Origin of the sequence: Staphylococcus sp. HMSC036D05, assembly GCF_001836225.1 — a bacterium.
Taxonomy (GTDB): domain Bacteria; phylum Bacillota; class Bacilli; order Staphylococcales; family Staphylococcaceae; genus Staphylococcus; species Staphylococcus caprae.
Map to the genome: position 1 here is coordinate 18,600 of NZ_KV827785.1, position 15,077 is coordinate 33,676.

The 15,077-nt window shown below is 31.4% G+C and carries 14 protein-coding genes; 11 read left to right on the forward strand and 3 right to left on the reverse strand.

Going from position 1 to position 15,077, the window contains the following annotated elements; translation table 11 throughout:
- Nucleotides 1-6 precede the first annotated feature (6 nt).
- The 7 genes from HMPREF2580_RS10775 (at nucleotide 7) to HMPREF2580_RS10800 (ending at nucleotide 5,881) form a co-directional block, all read left to right on the forward strand.
- Entirely contained in the window at nucleotides 7-669 is a 663-nt protein-coding gene (locus HMPREF2580_RS10775; protein WP_070832923.1) for an ABC transporter ATP-binding protein, read from the forward strand.
- A gap of 162 nt (nucleotides 670-831) precedes the next feature.
- Nucleotides 832-1,260, forward strand: a complete 429-nt coding sequence (locus HMPREF2580_RS10780) for an Rrf2 family transcriptional regulator (RefSeq protein WP_070832926.1) — start codon at nucleotides 832-834, stop codon at nucleotides 1,258-1,260.
- Between the two features lie 146 nt (nucleotides 1,261-1,406).
- The gene (locus HMPREF2580_RS10785) at nucleotides 1,407-2,045 is read left to right on the forward strand and encodes an NAD(P)-dependent oxidoreductase (protein ID WP_070832929.1); all 639 of its coding nucleotides are present in this window, start codon (nucleotides 1,407-1,409) and stop codon (nucleotides 2,043-2,045) included.
- 321 nt (nucleotides 2,046-2,366) lie between these two features.
- Nucleotides 2,367-2,516: a hypothetical protein gene (locus HMPREF2580_RS12355; RefSeq protein WP_002444967.1), complete on the forward strand. Its 150-nt coding sequence runs from the start codon at nucleotides 2,367-2,369 to the stop codon at nucleotides 2,514-2,516.
- Between the two features lie 190 nt (nucleotides 2,517-2,706).
- Nucleotides 2,707-3,669, forward strand: coding sequence for a phosphotransferase (locus HMPREF2580_RS10790; RefSeq protein WP_256326450.1), 963 nt, complete (start codon nucleotides 2,707-2,709; stop codon nucleotides 3,667-3,669).
- Between the two features lie 16 nt (nucleotides 3,670-3,685).
- Complete coding sequence (locus HMPREF2580_RS10795; RefSeq protein ID WP_070832932.1) at nucleotides 3,686-4,564, forward strand: T3SS effector HopA1 family protein; 879 nt, start codon at nucleotides 3,686-3,688, stop codon at nucleotides 4,562-4,564.
- A 180-nt stretch (nucleotides 4,565-4,744) separates the two neighbouring features.
- Nucleotides 4,745-5,881, forward strand: a complete 1,137-nt coding sequence (locus HMPREF2580_RS10800) for a quinone oxidoreductase family protein (RefSeq protein WP_070832935.1) — start codon at nucleotides 4,745-4,747, stop codon at nucleotides 5,879-5,881.
- Between the two features lie 258 nt (nucleotides 5,882-6,139).
- Here the strand turns inward: HMPREF2580_RS10800 and HMPREF2580_RS10805 are convergent, their stop codons facing one another.
- From HMPREF2580_RS10805 to HMPREF2580_RS10815, 3 genes are read right to left on the reverse strand one after another with little or no spacing between them, the layout of a single operon-like run.
- Nucleotides 6,140-7,570 (reverse strand): ABC transporter ATP-binding protein, encoded by a 1,431-nt coding sequence (locus HMPREF2580_RS10805; protein WP_070832938.1) that lies wholly within the window; start codon nucleotides 7,568-7,570, stop codon nucleotides 6,140-6,142.
- Entirely contained in the window at nucleotides 7,563-8,267 is a 705-nt protein-coding gene (locus HMPREF2580_RS10810; protein ID WP_070832941.1) for an energy-coupling factor transporter transmembrane component T family protein, read from the reverse strand. Before HMPREF2580_RS10810 ends, HMPREF2580_RS10805 begins: the two co-directional genes overlap by 8 nt.
- 2 nt (nucleotides 8,268-8,269) lie before the next feature.
- Entirely contained in the window at nucleotides 8,270-8,851 is a 582-nt protein-coding gene (locus HMPREF2580_RS10815) for an MptD family putative ECF transporter S component (protein ID WP_070832944.1), read from the reverse strand.
- A gap of 592 nt (nucleotides 8,852-9,443) precedes the next feature.
- Here HMPREF2580_RS10815 and HMPREF2580_RS10820 point away from each other — a divergent pair.
- Genes HMPREF2580_RS10820 through HMPREF2580_RS10835 form a run of 4 tightly spaced genes read left to right on the forward strand, consistent with a single transcriptional unit; the run spans nucleotide 9,444 to nucleotide 15,073 of the window.
- Nucleotides 9,444-11,189: an ABC transporter ATP-binding protein gene (locus HMPREF2580_RS10820; protein WP_232019001.1), complete on the forward strand. Its 1,746-nt coding sequence runs from the start codon at nucleotides 9,444-9,446 to the stop codon at nucleotides 11,187-11,189.
- Complete coding sequence (locus tag HMPREF2580_RS10825; protein ID WP_070832946.1) at nucleotides 11,186-12,928, forward strand: ABC transporter ATP-binding protein; 1,743 nt, start codon at nucleotides 11,186-11,188, stop codon at nucleotides 12,926-12,928. The genes HMPREF2580_RS10820 and HMPREF2580_RS10825 overlap by 4 nt, the downstream gene beginning before the upstream one ends.
- 29 nt (nucleotides 12,929-12,957) lie before the next feature.
- A complete protein-coding gene (locus HMPREF2580_RS10830; RefSeq protein WP_070832949.1) occupies nucleotides 12,958-14,016 on the forward strand; it encodes an NAD-dependent epimerase/dehydratase family protein in 1,059 nt (352 codons plus the stop codon).
- Nucleotides 14,017-14,029: 13 nt separating this feature from the next.
- On the forward strand, nucleotides 14,030-15,073 hold the full coding sequence (locus HMPREF2580_RS10835) for a Gfo/Idh/MocA family oxidoreductase (protein WP_070832954.1): 1,044 nt from the start codon (nucleotides 14,030-14,032) through the stop codon (nucleotides 15,071-15,073).
- Nucleotides 15,074-15,077 lie beyond the last annotated feature (4 nt).

Consider the following 15,077-nt stretch of genomic DNA (forward strand, 5'->3'; position numbering starts at 1 on the left):
GCGACAATGTTGAAATTTGATAAAGTATCGAAAGAATTTAAAGACGGAAATCAAATGATTGAAGCGGTTAAATCGACATCTTTAACCTTTGATAAAGGCGAATTAGTAGCTATTGTAGGACCTTCAGGTTCTGGGAAAAGTACTTTCCTAACAATGGCTGGAGCACTACAGACGCCAACACACGGAGAAATACACATTAATGATAATAGAATTTCACAATTGAGTCAGAAGCAACTAGCTAGAATGAGAATGCAAGAAATTGGCTTTATTTTACAATCCACGAACTTAGTACCTTTTCTAACTATAAAGCAACAATTTCATTTATTGAAAAAATATAAAAAAGACGTGTTAAGTACTGAAGAATTCGATAAATTATTAAACGATTTAGGTTTGAAAGAAATTGAGAATAAACTACCTTCTGAAGTATCAGGAGGTCAAAAGCAACGTGTCGCAATTGCTAAGGCAATTTATACGAAACCTTCTATTATATTAGCCGATGAACCGACAGCTTCATTGGATACTGATAATGCAATGGCAGTGATGGAAATTTTAAAAGAACAGTCTAAGCAACGTCATAAAACCTGTATTATCGTGACACACGATGAACGGTTAACACAATTTTGCGATAAGACATATCATATGCAAGATGGTTACTTAAAAGAAAAGTGATTCAATCGCGTAACATAAATTAATTTTGATTTAGGTAAAACGGTAATTTCTAACGATACTAATGTAGAAATTATCGTTTTTTCTTAAAAATAAGCAGTTGTAAACTTCTAAATTGACTTTATAACTAACTTGTAACTATAATAGTTACATGAGGTGAGATATTTGAAAATAAGTAGTCGATTTACTGTGGCTGTTCACATATTATCTCTAGTTCACATCGAGCGTAATCAAACACTCACTTCCGCGTACATTGCGGGCAGTGTAAACACAAATTCAGTAGTAATCAGAAGATTGATTAGTAAACTAAAACAAGCAGGTTTCCTTGAAACACATCAAGGGAGCGGTGGAATTCAATTATTGAAACCACTCACAGACATTACATTACTTGATGTCTATAGAGCAGTAGAGGTCGTCGAAGAGGGCGAACTCTTCCAAATGCATGAGGATACGAATATCAATTGTGTTGTAGGTGCGAATATTCAAAGTGTACTAGAAATAGTTTTACTTCGAGCACAAGATGCGATGGAAGCGGTGTTAGCCAATGTCACTATGGATGATATTGTGTCAGGCATTGTACAACAAAACGGATAAAATCAATCCGTTATACCCAACATGTAACTAATTAAGTTACATGTAGAGCGCACAGATATAGGTGGAAACTAAGTTAGAATCGAAGAGACCCTTCAAATAGAATCATAACAATCACTCTAAAAAAGAAAAAAGTGGAGGAATTAAGCATGAAAATCGGTATTATTGGAGCAACAGGTAAAGTAGGAAATAAAGTATTACAAGAAGCAACACAACGTGGTCATGAAGTAACTGCCATCGTTAGAAATGCAGCTAAATTAGATAATCAAGATGTGAAAGTGATAGAGAAAGACATCTTCCATCTCACAGTTGATGATATTAAAGATCTTGATGTAGTCGTAAATGCATTCGGTGCACCACTAGGCGAAGAAGATGTACATGTTGAAGCGGGTCACGCTTTAATTAACCTATTAAAAGACGTAGATACTAGAGCGATTATTGTCGGTGGTGCTGGTAGTCTATTCGTAGATGATGCACAAACGACACGTTTAATTGATACACCAGAATTCCCAGATATGTTTAAACCAACAGCTGCAGGCCAAGGCCGTAATCTTCAAGAACTTAAAGACACAGAAGGAATCACTTGGACATTTGTAAGTCCGTCAGCAGAGTTTGATCCAGAAGGTCAACGTACAGGCACGTATACATCAGGTAAAGATCTATTACTAGTTAATAGCCAAGGTAACAGTTATATCAGCTATGCAGACTATGCGATTGCAATTGTTGATGAAGCTGAAAATGCAGACCACGTTAACGAACGATTCACAGTTGTTGGAGAACAAGAATAATCAATTTAATATATAAAGACATGTGTAACTAACTTTATACAATACTAAGTCACAGAATGATGTTAATTCTAACTCATTTTGTGGCTTTTTTGTTTTTAAAATAAGTTCGTGTGTTGAGTTCAATATTTCGAAATTAGCCAACGTGTATACTTAATTTTTATAAAACATTAATATTTTCTTTATACTAGTGACAAATTTCATATTTTAAATATGAACATATTAATAAATTTAATGTAAATTTACATATAAAAATTGAATTTACTCTTTTTTGGAATTATAATGAAAGCGGTTGCTACCCTATAACATCAGGAGGAATTATATATGGAAAATATTTTATTCAACGGATATAGTCGCTACACAACATCAAATCATATTCAACGAAGCGCATTAGAAGAAAGAGATTTAGGTGATGGCCGCACATCATCCATCTCAGCTTCCGTGTCTTACACAGTTACTTGGAGTGCCGCATAACGCAGTTCATGATCAATAATATTGTAATTTAAATTATCAAGATTATAGGGTAGTAACTTTTAAATATGAAAAAAGAAATGACTACATGAGATATTGGAGTCTCATAATAGTATCAATGATTACATAAAAACAATCATACCATACCCATTTTAAAATAAATGATCGAGCCTTACATGAAAGGAGCATGAAGATGTCGATGCTAAAAGTTAAAGAAGGTCGTAATATCATTAGTCTTGAAGAAGATGGAACAAAGCAATATTTACATAAAGTAATTAAAGGTCCTAAAAGTGATGCGCTCAGAAGGTATCATAATTGCTTGAAATGGGAGAACTTACGCACAAACGATATTCGATTGAATTCTCCTAAGTTGATTGGCTATGAAGAGAATGATTTATCACTAAAATATCAATGGATTGAGAATGCTACATCATTAGAAGATGAATTAGAACAGCCGTCTCCAAATTTTAAAAATATAATTGCAGAAGCTGCAGATATGGTAGTGACATTACATTTAGCTGATATTACTGATTTGAATATAGATTCAGAAGATCAATTACCCCAACGCGAATCGTTATTTAATGCACTAAATAAATATGAATATGCCGGTTGTACAGGTGCAGAATTAGAATTATTTCGTCTATTGCAACAAGATTTACAATTTATGGAAACGATAATGAAGGAATCTCATGATAATGACGTTTGTATTTGTCATGGTGATATACGGTTGGATCAGTTTATATATTCGGATGATGAGCTTTGGATTATAGATTTTGAAGAATTACGCAAAGGTGACCCAACTAGAGATTTAGCTGGTTTGATAGGTTCAATCTATTTTGATTGTTTATTAAAGACTTTTACCGAAACGACTCAAGACACTTCAAATGCCAAAGAGATAGAAGATCAATTTATAGAACGAGGTGTCAATTATATTGAGGAAATGCGACCGTTAATTCAATTAGCTTATCAAACCTATGTATCTAAAAAAGCGATTAATATAATACATCTTTCTAAAAATATAGGGTGGTTTCTCGTAGAAAGAATCATGAGTAGAGCTAAATTTTCATTTCGTTTAACTGCCATAGATAAAGCAATACTCGGAATAGGCAGAGAAATCATAGTGTTTCCAGAAAATCTAATAGAGCTATTTGAATAAAATAGGAGGCCTTACTATGTCAGAAAAAGTAAATACGTTAGAAGATTTAGCGCTGAAAATAGAATTAGAAACGGATTTGAACAGAGTTAAAATAGATAATGAAACATATGATGACGTGCTTGAAAATCAAAAAAGTAAGTTGAAACAGTGGCTATATTCAATGCTACATACTGGAAATTTAAATAATCAAGTCAAACAAACAACAAAAATATTTAATGATTTGAACCAAAAAATAGTAAGTCGTATTAAAGACCCAGGGATCAGAGTAGAGACGAGCACTCAGAGTTTCAACGGTCACACTTATCATGTCATTCAAGGACTTCGAATCAATGAAGAAGTAAATGAAGATAATAGCCTTGTCATACCTTGTTCTAGACCTAATTTGACTCCTGGATTTTTCATGTTTGTACATACAAACAATGGTTTACATATGAATAAGGTTACACGTCATTATATATATGCACACACGCCCCAATATGCGATAGAGCTATGGAGTCAATGTGTCAATGAGTTGGTTGAAAAGAATGTAAGCTTTTCCGCTAAAGTTTTGTCATCTTCTGATAGTTATCCAAGAAATGATGCACTTGTTTTTTACAGTAGTGAAGATAAAGAAAAAGTTGAAAAAGTATTAATTGAACATATTGAAAACTCTCCTTTAAAGATTCAAAAAGGTTCTCAACTTGCTAGCCAATTAAGATATAACCTTTACACAGCTGAGGAACCTATTCAAATCAATGGTATCCAACAAAGCTTTGGTGAACATCGTTGTAGTGCCATAGCAGACGCCATTCAGGATTACTTTAATACAGGTGTAGCCTTCCCATTGTTATTGAAGCAAAGGTTGATTGCGAATCAGATAGATATTAAAGATTTATCTAAAAATGCCGTGCAGTGAACTTAAATGTGGGATGAGCGATTCGCTTATCATAAATTGTTTCATTCATTTATGTGTAAATCTTCGGTGCTTGAGGCAGATGAAGCGCATGCAAATGGACTTATTTTAAAAAGCGTGTGTTTCATATTGAACAATGCTCTAACCAAATTATGACTTATATTGACAGGAGTGATTCAACTTATGAAAGTATTGGCTTTAATTAATACAAATTTAGTATCAGAAAATGATGTAACCATGTTGTCTGATGTAAATATTGCAGGAACACCCATTCATTGTGGTTTGATTGAACTAGAACGACCAAGTTTCAAAGAATATGAGCTAGAGAACGAACATTTCGTGTTAGTAAAAGTTGATGCGTTTTCTTGTAATTACAGAGATAAAGCTATTATTTTAAAAGCTGCATTAAACATGCAAGAAGACGTGAACTTTCAAGCTCCGCCATTTGCTTATTTTGGTTCAGACTTTGTAGGGACCATTGTTGCTAAAGGGTCTTCAGTAGAACAATTTGAAATTGGACAACGTGTGATACCCAATTGTGCGTATCCGGATCCTCCTTTTCCTGGTGTGGCACCTGGAGCAGTAACAAATGAAGCTTCAAGAGGATGGCTCAGGTTACATAAGTCAAAGCTTATTAAAATACCTGATCATATGGATAACGCTGTGGCAGCAGGCTTTTCAATAGGTGGTCAAACATCAACAAGCATGGTAAGACGTGTAAATCTCAAACCCAATGAACGCGCGCTAGTACTAAGCGGCCGCTCTAATACGTCTATGTTCATTATTAACAACCTAACCAGAATGGGAATAGATACGACCGTATTAAGCACATCTGAATGGACGCCCGAAGAACAAGAACTCATTAAGCCAGCTAAATTGTGTCACATAGATAGAAATGTGCATAAGTGGGAAGAAGAGGGTTTAGGCAAATTTGATGTTGTATTTGATCCTTATTTTGATTTGCATTTAGAAAAAGCAGTCAATCAAATGGAAACAGGAGGACGTTACATCACATGCGGTTATAAGAATCAGCATCCCGATTTTTTCGAATATGAAGATGAAAATACCCCTAATCATCTTAAAAATATAATGTTAAAAGTGATGCTTAATAATCTGTCATTAATCGGTAACTGCATTGGAACGTGGGAAGATTTGGAAAACGCCATATCAGACTATGATGAAAATAAATTTATCGTACCCATCGATAGAAGCTATTCTATTGAAGAAGGCAGTGAGTTTGTTAACCGTACCTATAACACGAGAGGCCGTTTAGGCAAAGCGATAATGCTATATGAGGAAGAGTCTAAAGTGGTTAATTAATGCCCTTTATTACGGTATCGAGAGATTGCCTTTAGAAATGATTATTAAAATGATGAAACAACTTAAGAGTGAAAAAATAATTGAGGAACCACGTAGTTATACAAAAAGATGACTATGTGGTTCTTATACTATATAAACATATTAATAATATTCAAAATAAATTAAATTGAAAGTTGGGTGAGGGACAAAGAAAATAATTTTGTTAAATTATGTTTCTGTTCCGCTCAAATTTTTACAATGCAAACTTACTTAAACTGCTCATTTTAAATTAGTTAAATTATTATCCAAAGTGTATATTCCTTTGAGAGATCCGTTTTCTAATGAAATAATTTCATCAGCACACGCATTTAGTAATTCTATGTCATGTGTTATAAGGAAGACTTGTTTACCTTGCTCGCGTAAATCTATTAACATTTGGGCAACACGCAACATGTTTTCTAAATCAAGCCCACTTGTAGGTTCATCAAATATAAATACCTGTTTATTACTAGCTAATGAAGTTGCTATTGCTAATCTCTGTTTTTCACCACCCGATAATGACATGGGGTGTCTATTTTTATAATTATTTAAATTAACAATATCAAGATATTGATTGAGTTTTTCGAGGTTAAAGTGCTTCATTGAAAGAGACATTTCTTGAGATACTGATTCTGTAAATAATTGATGGTTAACATCTTGCATGACTAGAGTGCTCATTTTTATACATTTTCTTCTTTTATATTGTTGTCCATCAATGGTAAATTGTGCTTTTTTCAGATTAACAAGACCAATTAAATGTTTGATCCAAGTTGATTTACCAGCACCATTAGGACCAATAACCCCATAAATTGCGGGTGAAATAAGGTGAAGTTTAGGTACATTAAGCGAAAAATCTTTCGTATTAAATGTATAGTTTCCAGTAATAAATCCATTCGAGTTATTTGAGCGCTTTTTAATAGGTCTTAACTGTGGCGTTGACCGTTGTCTTAAATTTAACGTCTGATAAGATTTTGTATCTAAAGATATAAATGACTGTTGTGTATATTCTTGAAGTACTCTCCCATTATCCATGTAGACGAATCTGTCGGCATTTTGCATCAAATAGTACAAACGATGTTCCGCTACAATAACAGTTGTACCTATGGTCTTCCAGTAGTTAATCATTTGTTTTAATTTATCTATTGTTTGGACATCAAGATTTGAGGAAGGTTCATCCAATAGAATGATGGGAGGTTGATGAATAGCTACACTTAACGCTGAGACTAGTTGTTTCTGGCCACCTGAAAGATGGAATAAGTTTTGATTGAGTAAATGTTTAGCTTTGAATTGGTTTAATATCTTATCTCTTTGACTAAAAATATATTGTTTTGAGTAACCTAAGTTAGCCAAAGTAAAGACAAGTTCACTATCTGAATCAACATTAAAAAACTGTGTTTTAGGATTTTGAAAAACTGTACCTGTTAATTTAGTAAAATCATAGAAATTTAAATTTTTGGTATTTTGATTTGATATATAAATATCTCCAGTTAGTTCACCTTCTTTAAAAAGGGGGATTATTCCATTTATAGTTTGAAGTAGCGTAGACTTACCACTTCCTGATTTACCACATAAAACAATCACTTCACCTTTATTAATATGTAAATTGATATTTGATAATGCAAAAGTACAACTGTTTGGGTAACGGTATGATAAGTTATTTATTTCAAGCATGAGTAACTCCTTTACCTACGATACAAATAAACCAGAGAATAACTAACAATATAACAAAACTATAGTCTGACCAAGCCCATTTTTCTTTACATAATTGACTAGTCTTATTTGGTGATGAGAGACCGCGAATAAGCCCTGCTACAGTTAAATCTTTACCAATATTAGCTACACATACGATTAGTGGTATGATGCGATATTCTATAGATTTAAAAGGGTGAATTAAAATATTTATTCCGGTTAAATTGCGTAATTTCAGATTATATTGAATTAATCGGTACTCTTCTTTAATAGTTGGAATGAAGCGAAACATTACAGAAAATGAAAGGATAATCCCTTTAGGTATACGTAAATCTTGCATTGTGGTAATAAATTGATTGGTTTTAGTACTTTTTATAAAAAAATAAAACATTAAGAAACCAGGCATAATTCGTATACTAACTGAAATTATTCCAAGCACAACAAAAAAGAGTGTACCAGTTAAATGAGGAACCAATAGAATTTGTAATCCATTTAGTATGATTAAAATAATCAAATAATGTAATGAAATCTTGAGATAACCATTTAAGAAAAAAAGTAATAAGGGTAAGCACCACAATAAAATATAAATATAAAAATATACTCCAATTGGCGTAATGTATAAAACTAAAGTATTAAATAGTAACAATATCAATAACTTGGCGAGAGTATTTAAATGCATCTTTAAATACCAGCTTTATTAAAATGTTTTTGAAGCATTTTGATTCCTATTATTCCTCCAATAATAGCTGCAATAGCAGTGCTAACAATAATTGCTATAAAAGCCCAAGAAGGGAAGAAGTTTTTTAATTGAGATGCGTATTCGTACCCGTTAGTTTGGCGTGTATATTCAAAAAATTTTTCACTATTTATAAATAACGGATAATAGTACCCCATCATCCAAAAATTATAGATTGTATAGGTTAAAATATAAGAGATTTTTGATACCTTAAGCGTATTAAAAAGCAAATCTGAAATTAAACCAAAAACAATAGCAAACAATAAAAGTAAAAATGAATAACCTGTTAATGAAGTAATCACTCCTATAATTATTGACATCAAAGTAATCATCCCGAAACGTTTTACTTTAGATAAAAATAAAATAAATGGAATCCCCCCAATGAGAGCTACGATAATAGATAAAAAAATATATAGAATAGGCACCACGCCTATCATGCTTGTTGCAAAAATCACGCAAAAATAAATGGCGGTATAAACACCCACGGTTATAAAATCAGCCAATTGCATAAACTTTAACTTTCTCATCAAAATCACTCCTAATTAATGTTTTTCAATTATTAATGTGTAAGCTTTTCAAATTTTAAGAGTTTTAGGCACCTAAAAAGTATATAGATAGCATATGATTTAATTAAATTTACTAATATAAAATGAAATATCATAGTATTAATTATATTATTGTAATTTTTATGCGATTTGACACAAATACAAATTAAGTATACATTTACATTACATCAATCGATAATCATTTTCAATTACATTTTGTAATAAAAAAATACATATAGAGTTTATTTTAAAACTTATATTTATATTTAATGATTTTTTGCAATTTATAAAAAGTAATAAAATCGATATTTCAAAGTACTATGCAGTGTAAGGTTCTAAAAATAATTACAAGTTATAAATACATGAAAGAATCTTTCAAATAAAAATGTAACCGCTTTATATACTTGTTAAATACATAAGAAAGGAGAAGAGATTGTACTAGAGCATTTATATGCAAAATAGAATAAACAGCGCCCTTAATGTGTATTTTAAAAACTAATTTGTTTTTAAGTGCTTATAGTCTAATCTCAACTAACACATGAAAAATCAACATTTGAGCAAGTTAAAATCACTTATGGGAAACTACGTATATTTATATTATTTAGCGATATTTGTTTCTATTATTTCAAGTGTTATTAGTTTAGGTGCATATTTAAATGTTTACTATGTTATTGAAAATTTGTTATCAACTAATGGAATTTTGACCAATTCAGTTATTGAAAAAATGAAATATTACGGTTGGCAAGCTGTAATTTATGTATCATTAGCTTTTATGTTTTATGGTCTAGCTTTACTACTATCTCACATCGTAGCCTTCAATACTGTAGCAAGATATCGAATATCGCTCATCGATCATATGAAAGAATTACCTCTAGGTTATTATCAAAAGCGACAAACAGGAAAATTACGTAAACTCATAGAGAAGAACACCGATGAAGTTGAACATTATATTGCACACCAATTACCAGATATGGCACAAGCCTTAACAACACCTATAGCATTTTTAGTGCTAATCTTTCTTTTCGATTGGAAACTATCACTTATTTGTTTAATTCCAGTTATTTTAGGCTTTCTTCTTTTAAGGTTCATGATGGGAGATGAAAGTAAGTCTTTCTTAGATCAATATCAAGAAGCATCGGCTAATATGGGGAATGATGTGGTCGAGTACATAAGAGGTATCTCTGTAGTAAAAATCTTCGGACAAACAGCTTTTTCTTTTAAATCTTTCAATAAAGCTATAGAAAATTATAGAGATTTTACTATTAGCTATGCATTATCAATGAAAAATGCAATGAGTGGCTACATAGTTTGTGTCTATGGAATTTTTGCTTTTCTTATCCCAGCAACTATCATTCTTTTTAATAATTTTGGTAACTCCAAAAAAATACTTTTAAGTTATATTTTCTTTGTTATTTTTACTCCACTTGTTGCATTTATGTTGATGCGTATTATGGAAAGTTCATATAAAGCTATGATTATTTTTAACGCAATGGATAATCTAGACACAAAAATTTATGATGCGCAAAGCCTACCAAAACCGCTTATCTCCCAAAAGCCTTCTTATTTTGATATTAAATTTAAAGATGTGAGTTTTACATATGAAGGTATGAAAGAGAAAGCACTCCATCAGCTATCGTTTGAATGTCAAACTGACAGTGTCACAGCTATTGTTGGTCCTTCAGGAAGTGGTAAATCTACGATATTTAATTTAATTACACGCTTTTATGATGTGGGAAGTGGGACAGTCATGATTGGTGATGTGGATGTAAGAGATATGGCATATGAAGATTTAATGTCGAATATTAGTTACGTTTTCCAAGAAACAAAATTATTTAAAACTAGCTTATTAGAAAATATTCGTTTTTACAGACCAGAGGCTACGAGAGATGAAGTAGAGCAAGTGATTGATCAAGCGCAATGTCGGGAGATTATTAATAAGATGCCCAATGGATTGGATACAGTCTTTGGGACATCAGGAAGTTATTTATCGGGAGGGGAAATACAGAGAATTACGATTGCACGAGCAATGTTGAAAGATGCTCCTATTATTTTATTAGATGAAGCTACCGCTTTTAGTGATGCAGAGAATGAATATAAAATTCAACAAGCATTAAGCTCAATGATCAAAAATAAGACAGTTATTATGATTGCTCATCGTCTATCTACTATTACACACGCTGATCAAATTCTAGTTATGAAAGAAGGAGAATTGGTTGAGAAGGGACAACATAAATCTTTGATTACTCAAAATGGCGTTTATGCAAATATGTATAACGATTATCAACAAAGTATCAACTGGAAACTAGGGGTGAAAAAATGAATATACAAACATTGTTTTCATTATCAAAGCAAGGGAAAAGAGATTTATTTAAAACTACTTTGCTTACGATTCTTCATCAATTATCAGTAATTTTACCAGTAGTATTATTTATCATGTTGACTGATGAAATATTAAAAAGTTTACATATAAACAGTTCTCAAACGATTAGTTTATGGAAGTACGTTTTTTTAAGCATTGTTTTAATAATCGGTATCTATGTGATTTACTTAATCACTTATAAACAAATGTATATTAATTCAGGTAAAGAGACAGCTGTAATGCGAGTACGTCTAGCAGAAAAATTTAGAAAATTACCTTTATCTTATTTGAGTGGAAGAGATTTAAGCGATTTTACTAGTACATTAATGGATGATGTCTCTGTAGTAGAAAAGCAACTTACAAGTGACTTTGCTAATTTAGCATCAGGTATTATATCAAGCACGATAGTATTAATTGTTTTGAGCTTTTACAATTGGCAAATGTCTCTTACTTTATTTTTAATCATGCCTATCGCTTTATTTTTTATTATTCTATCTAAATTTGTAACGACACCAACAAATAAAAAAAATAGACAATTAAAACTTAATATTTCAGAAGCGGTGCAAGAATTTTTAGAAAATATAAAAGTAATTAAATCTTCAAATCAAAAAGAACGCTATATTGAAAATTTAAAAGCAAAGATTAGAGCTGTTATACCATGGTCTATTCTCTATGAAATTTTAGTAGGTATTTTTATTTCAATTTCTTACAACGTTCTTCGTGTTGGATTAGGAGTACTAGTCCTATTAGGAACCTTACTACTCGTAAAAGGGCAACTAACAGTAATTGGCTTCATTCTATTCGTTTATGTAGCTGTAAGGATTTATGATCCGTTAACCAATTCTTTATATAAAATAGGAGAATTTATTTATTCTTTAGTAAGCGCAAAACGTATTAAAAAAATTTTTGAAATAGAAGAACAAGGAGGATCTAAAGAGATTGAGTTAAAACAATTTGATATTCATTTTAATCATGTATCGTTTGGATATAACGATAAACAAGTTATACATGATGTTTCATTTACAGCTCATCAAGGTGAAATAACAGCTTTAGTTGGCCCTTCAGGGTGTGGTAAGAGTACACTCTCAAAATTAGCTTGTCGATTTTGGGATTTAGAACAAGGTAGTATAACGATTGACAATCACAATATCAATGATATCCATCCTGAACATTTATTGACGTATTATTCTTTTGTTTTCCAAGATGTCATTCTTTTCAACGATACAGTTTTCAATAATATAAAAGTTGGAAATTACCAAGCCACGGATGAGGAAGTATATCAAGCTGCAACCATGGCGAATTGTAATGAATTTATAGATAAATTACCTGAGGGTTATCAAACTGTTATTGGAGAAAATGGGCAAACCTTATCAGGTGGAGAAAGACAGAGAATTTCTATAGCTAGAGCATTTTTAAAACAAGCTCCAATTATATTATTGGATGAAGCGACTTCATCATTAGATCCGGAAAATGAAACATTAATTCAAGAAGCAATCAGTAAACTCATTTATGACAAAACTGTAATTGTTATTGCACATCGATTAAAGACGATTGAACATTGCGACCAAATCGTGGTGCTGAAAGATGGGAGAGTGATTGAAAATGGAAAACACCAACAATTAATGGCTAATAAAAGTTTGTATCAACGTCTTGTTTCATTGCAACGTAAAAGTGGTGACTGGAAAGTTAACGAAATCTAACAAAATTATAGATTGGGTGATTATACAGTATGAACTTCCAAACAATAGGCATTTTAGGTAGTAATGGATCTATAGGAAGAATTCTTGTAAAAAGATTAAAAAAGAGATATCGCATTATAACCACCTATCATTCGAAAAAACGTAATTCTACCGATATCTATATCGATGTCTATAAACCCAAAACGCTTATTAAAATAATCGAACAGTGTGACATTATTATTAATTGTACGGGACCTTCTTATTTGATTAGCCCACAAATTGCAAAACTACTGAATAAATCGTCTATACCATACATCGATTTGTTTGGTGGTGATGTGTTAGAAAACGCTATTAATTTTGAGGAACGAACAACACCTCAAATTATTAACGCAGGTGCACAACCTGGTTTATCAGGATTATTAGTATTAAGGATGTTGGAGCTGTGCGAATCTATTCCCATTCATATGGAGATTTATCAAGGTGGTAATGAGATTGGTGGACAAAACGCATTTCTAGATATTTTGTTAAGCATACAAAATGGTTATGGGAAATCAAATATATGTATTAATCAAAATCAAGAGGCATACGATAGTTCTGAACATCTTATCAAAATACAAAAAGATAAGATTGCAATTGCTCAGTTATATCTTACAAAGGAATTAGAAAGAATCATGAAAGAAGCGTCCATTCAATCTGTAAAATCTTATTTTTTATTTGGTAATAAAAACGCTAAAACTTTACTAAGTAAAGGATACGCTATTCTAACTTTAAAGAATGTAACAATGACTGAAAAAATATCAAAGATTAAATCTCTATTAGAAAAGCATCATACTGAAGAAAAACAATGGTTTGTTATTCAAATATACGCTGAAGAAGAAAAAGTGAAAAGAGAGATTAGATTAATTGCATCAGATAGCAATGAGATATCTGCATTAGTCACAGAATTGTGCTTGGAACAATTGATTAATGGCTATCTAGAACCAAATTGTTATTGGGCATCTGATATTTTAGACACTGAACTCACTATCAAACAACTGGTTAACAATGGTATGGATTATAGAGAACATGTGGTTTTAAAGGAGAAATATGTAGAGGAGGGAGAATTATGAAGAAAAGAAAAAAGTGTTAATCTGTGGTACTACTTTTGGTCAAATATACTTGGAAGGCGTTCATAAATATACTCGTAATTATGAAATTGTAGGTATTTTATCCAAAGGTAGTAAACAGTCAAAAAAATGTTCTGAAAAATATCAGGTACCTTTATATACTAATTTAAATGATATCGATGTGACGAAAATTGACATTGTAATTATAGTCATTCGTTCGGCAATCGTTGGTGGAAAAGGATCTGAAATTGCTAAGTACTTTTTGAATAAAGGTGTACATGTCATTCAAGAACAACCCGTTCATAGTGACGATATAGTACAGTCATTAAAAACTATGAGAAATCAAGATTGTCTGTATATGATAAACACATTCTATCCATATATAGAAACTGTAAAAAAATTTATTCAATTTGCTCAAAAAATAAGTAGGAAATGTTCTCTTAAATATATAGAAGCCTCTTGTAGTATTCAGGTATTATATCCGCTATTAGACATTTTAAATCAGAGTTTGGAAGGACTTTCGCCCGCTTCTTTACATGATAAAAAAATACAGACTGGCTTCTTTACTCAAGTTTTTGGAGAGATCAAAAATGTGCCATTTGATATTAAAATTCAAAATCAATTGGATACGAGTAACCCTGATAATTATTTCCATATTTTTCATAAAATCACTTTTTACTATGAGAGTGGACGTCTAACACTTAATGATACTAATCAGGGTGTCTCTTGGTATCCAAGAGTGTTTATTCCTAATGATGAAGAAGGCAATCTTAATTTATATATAGATAATACTTTATTAAATTTGCCTGTATCTGAAAATATAAATACGCATGATTATACTTATAAAAATGTTTATGAAGAAGTATGGCCACGTTCTATTAAAAATACTATAGAGCGTTTTGAAGATTATATTCAAAAACCTAAAGACTTGAACGTATATCTTCAACAATTATTTACATTATGTCAATTATGGAAGGAAATTAGTCAATTAATAGGACCAATCGAAACTATTAATGGAACAAAAATAAGCTCATTGACATTAAATGAAATTAATGATTAGGGAG

Bases quoted from the DNA above. Each gene is read 5' to 3' on its own strand.
- HMPREF2580_RS10830 (WP_070832949.1), top strand. From the start codon at position 12,958: ATGAACTTCCAAACAATAGGCATTTTAGGTAGTAATGGATCTATAGGA.
- HMPREF2580_RS12355 (WP_002444967.1), top strand. From the start codon at position 2,367: ATGGAAAATATTTTATTCAACGGATATAGTCGCTACACAACATCAAAT.
- HMPREF2580_RS10785 (WP_070832929.1), top strand. From the start codon at position 1,407: ATGAAAATCGGTATTATTGGAGCAACAGGTAAAGTAGGAAATAAAGTA.
- HMPREF2580_RS10790 (WP_256326450.1), top strand. From the start codon at position 2,707: ATGTCGATGCTAAAAGTTAAAGAAGGTCGTAATATCATTAGTCTTGAA.
- HMPREF2580_RS10815 (WP_070832944.1), bottom strand. From the start codon at position 8,851: ATGAGAAAGTTAAAGTTTATGCAATTGGCTGATTTTATAACCGTGGGT.
- HMPREF2580_RS10825 (WP_070832946.1), top strand. From the start codon at position 11,186: ATGAATATACAAACATTGTTTTCATTATCAAAGCAAGGGAAAAGAGAT.
- HMPREF2580_RS10800 (WP_070832935.1), top strand. From the start codon at position 4,745: ATGAAAGTATTGGCTTTAATTAATACAAATTTAGTATCAGAAAATGAT.
- HMPREF2580_RS10810 (WP_070832941.1), bottom strand. From the start codon at position 8,267: ATGCATTTAAATACTCTCGCCAAGTTATTGATATTGTTACTATTTAAT.
- HMPREF2580_RS10805 (WP_070832938.1), bottom strand. From the start codon at position 7,570: ATGCTTGAAATAAATAACTTATCATACCGTTACCCAAACAGTTGTACT.
- HMPREF2580_RS10775 (WP_070832923.1), top strand. From the start codon at position 7: ATGTTGAAATTTGATAAAGTATCGAAAGAATTTAAAGACGGAAATCAA.
- HMPREF2580_RS10820 (WP_232019001.1), top strand. From the start codon at position 9,444: ATGGGAAACTACGTATATTTATATTATTTAGCGATATTTGTTTCTATT.
- HMPREF2580_RS10795 (WP_070832932.1), top strand. From the start codon at position 3,686: ATGTCAGAAAAAGTAAATACGTTAGAAGATTTAGCGCTGAAAATAGAA.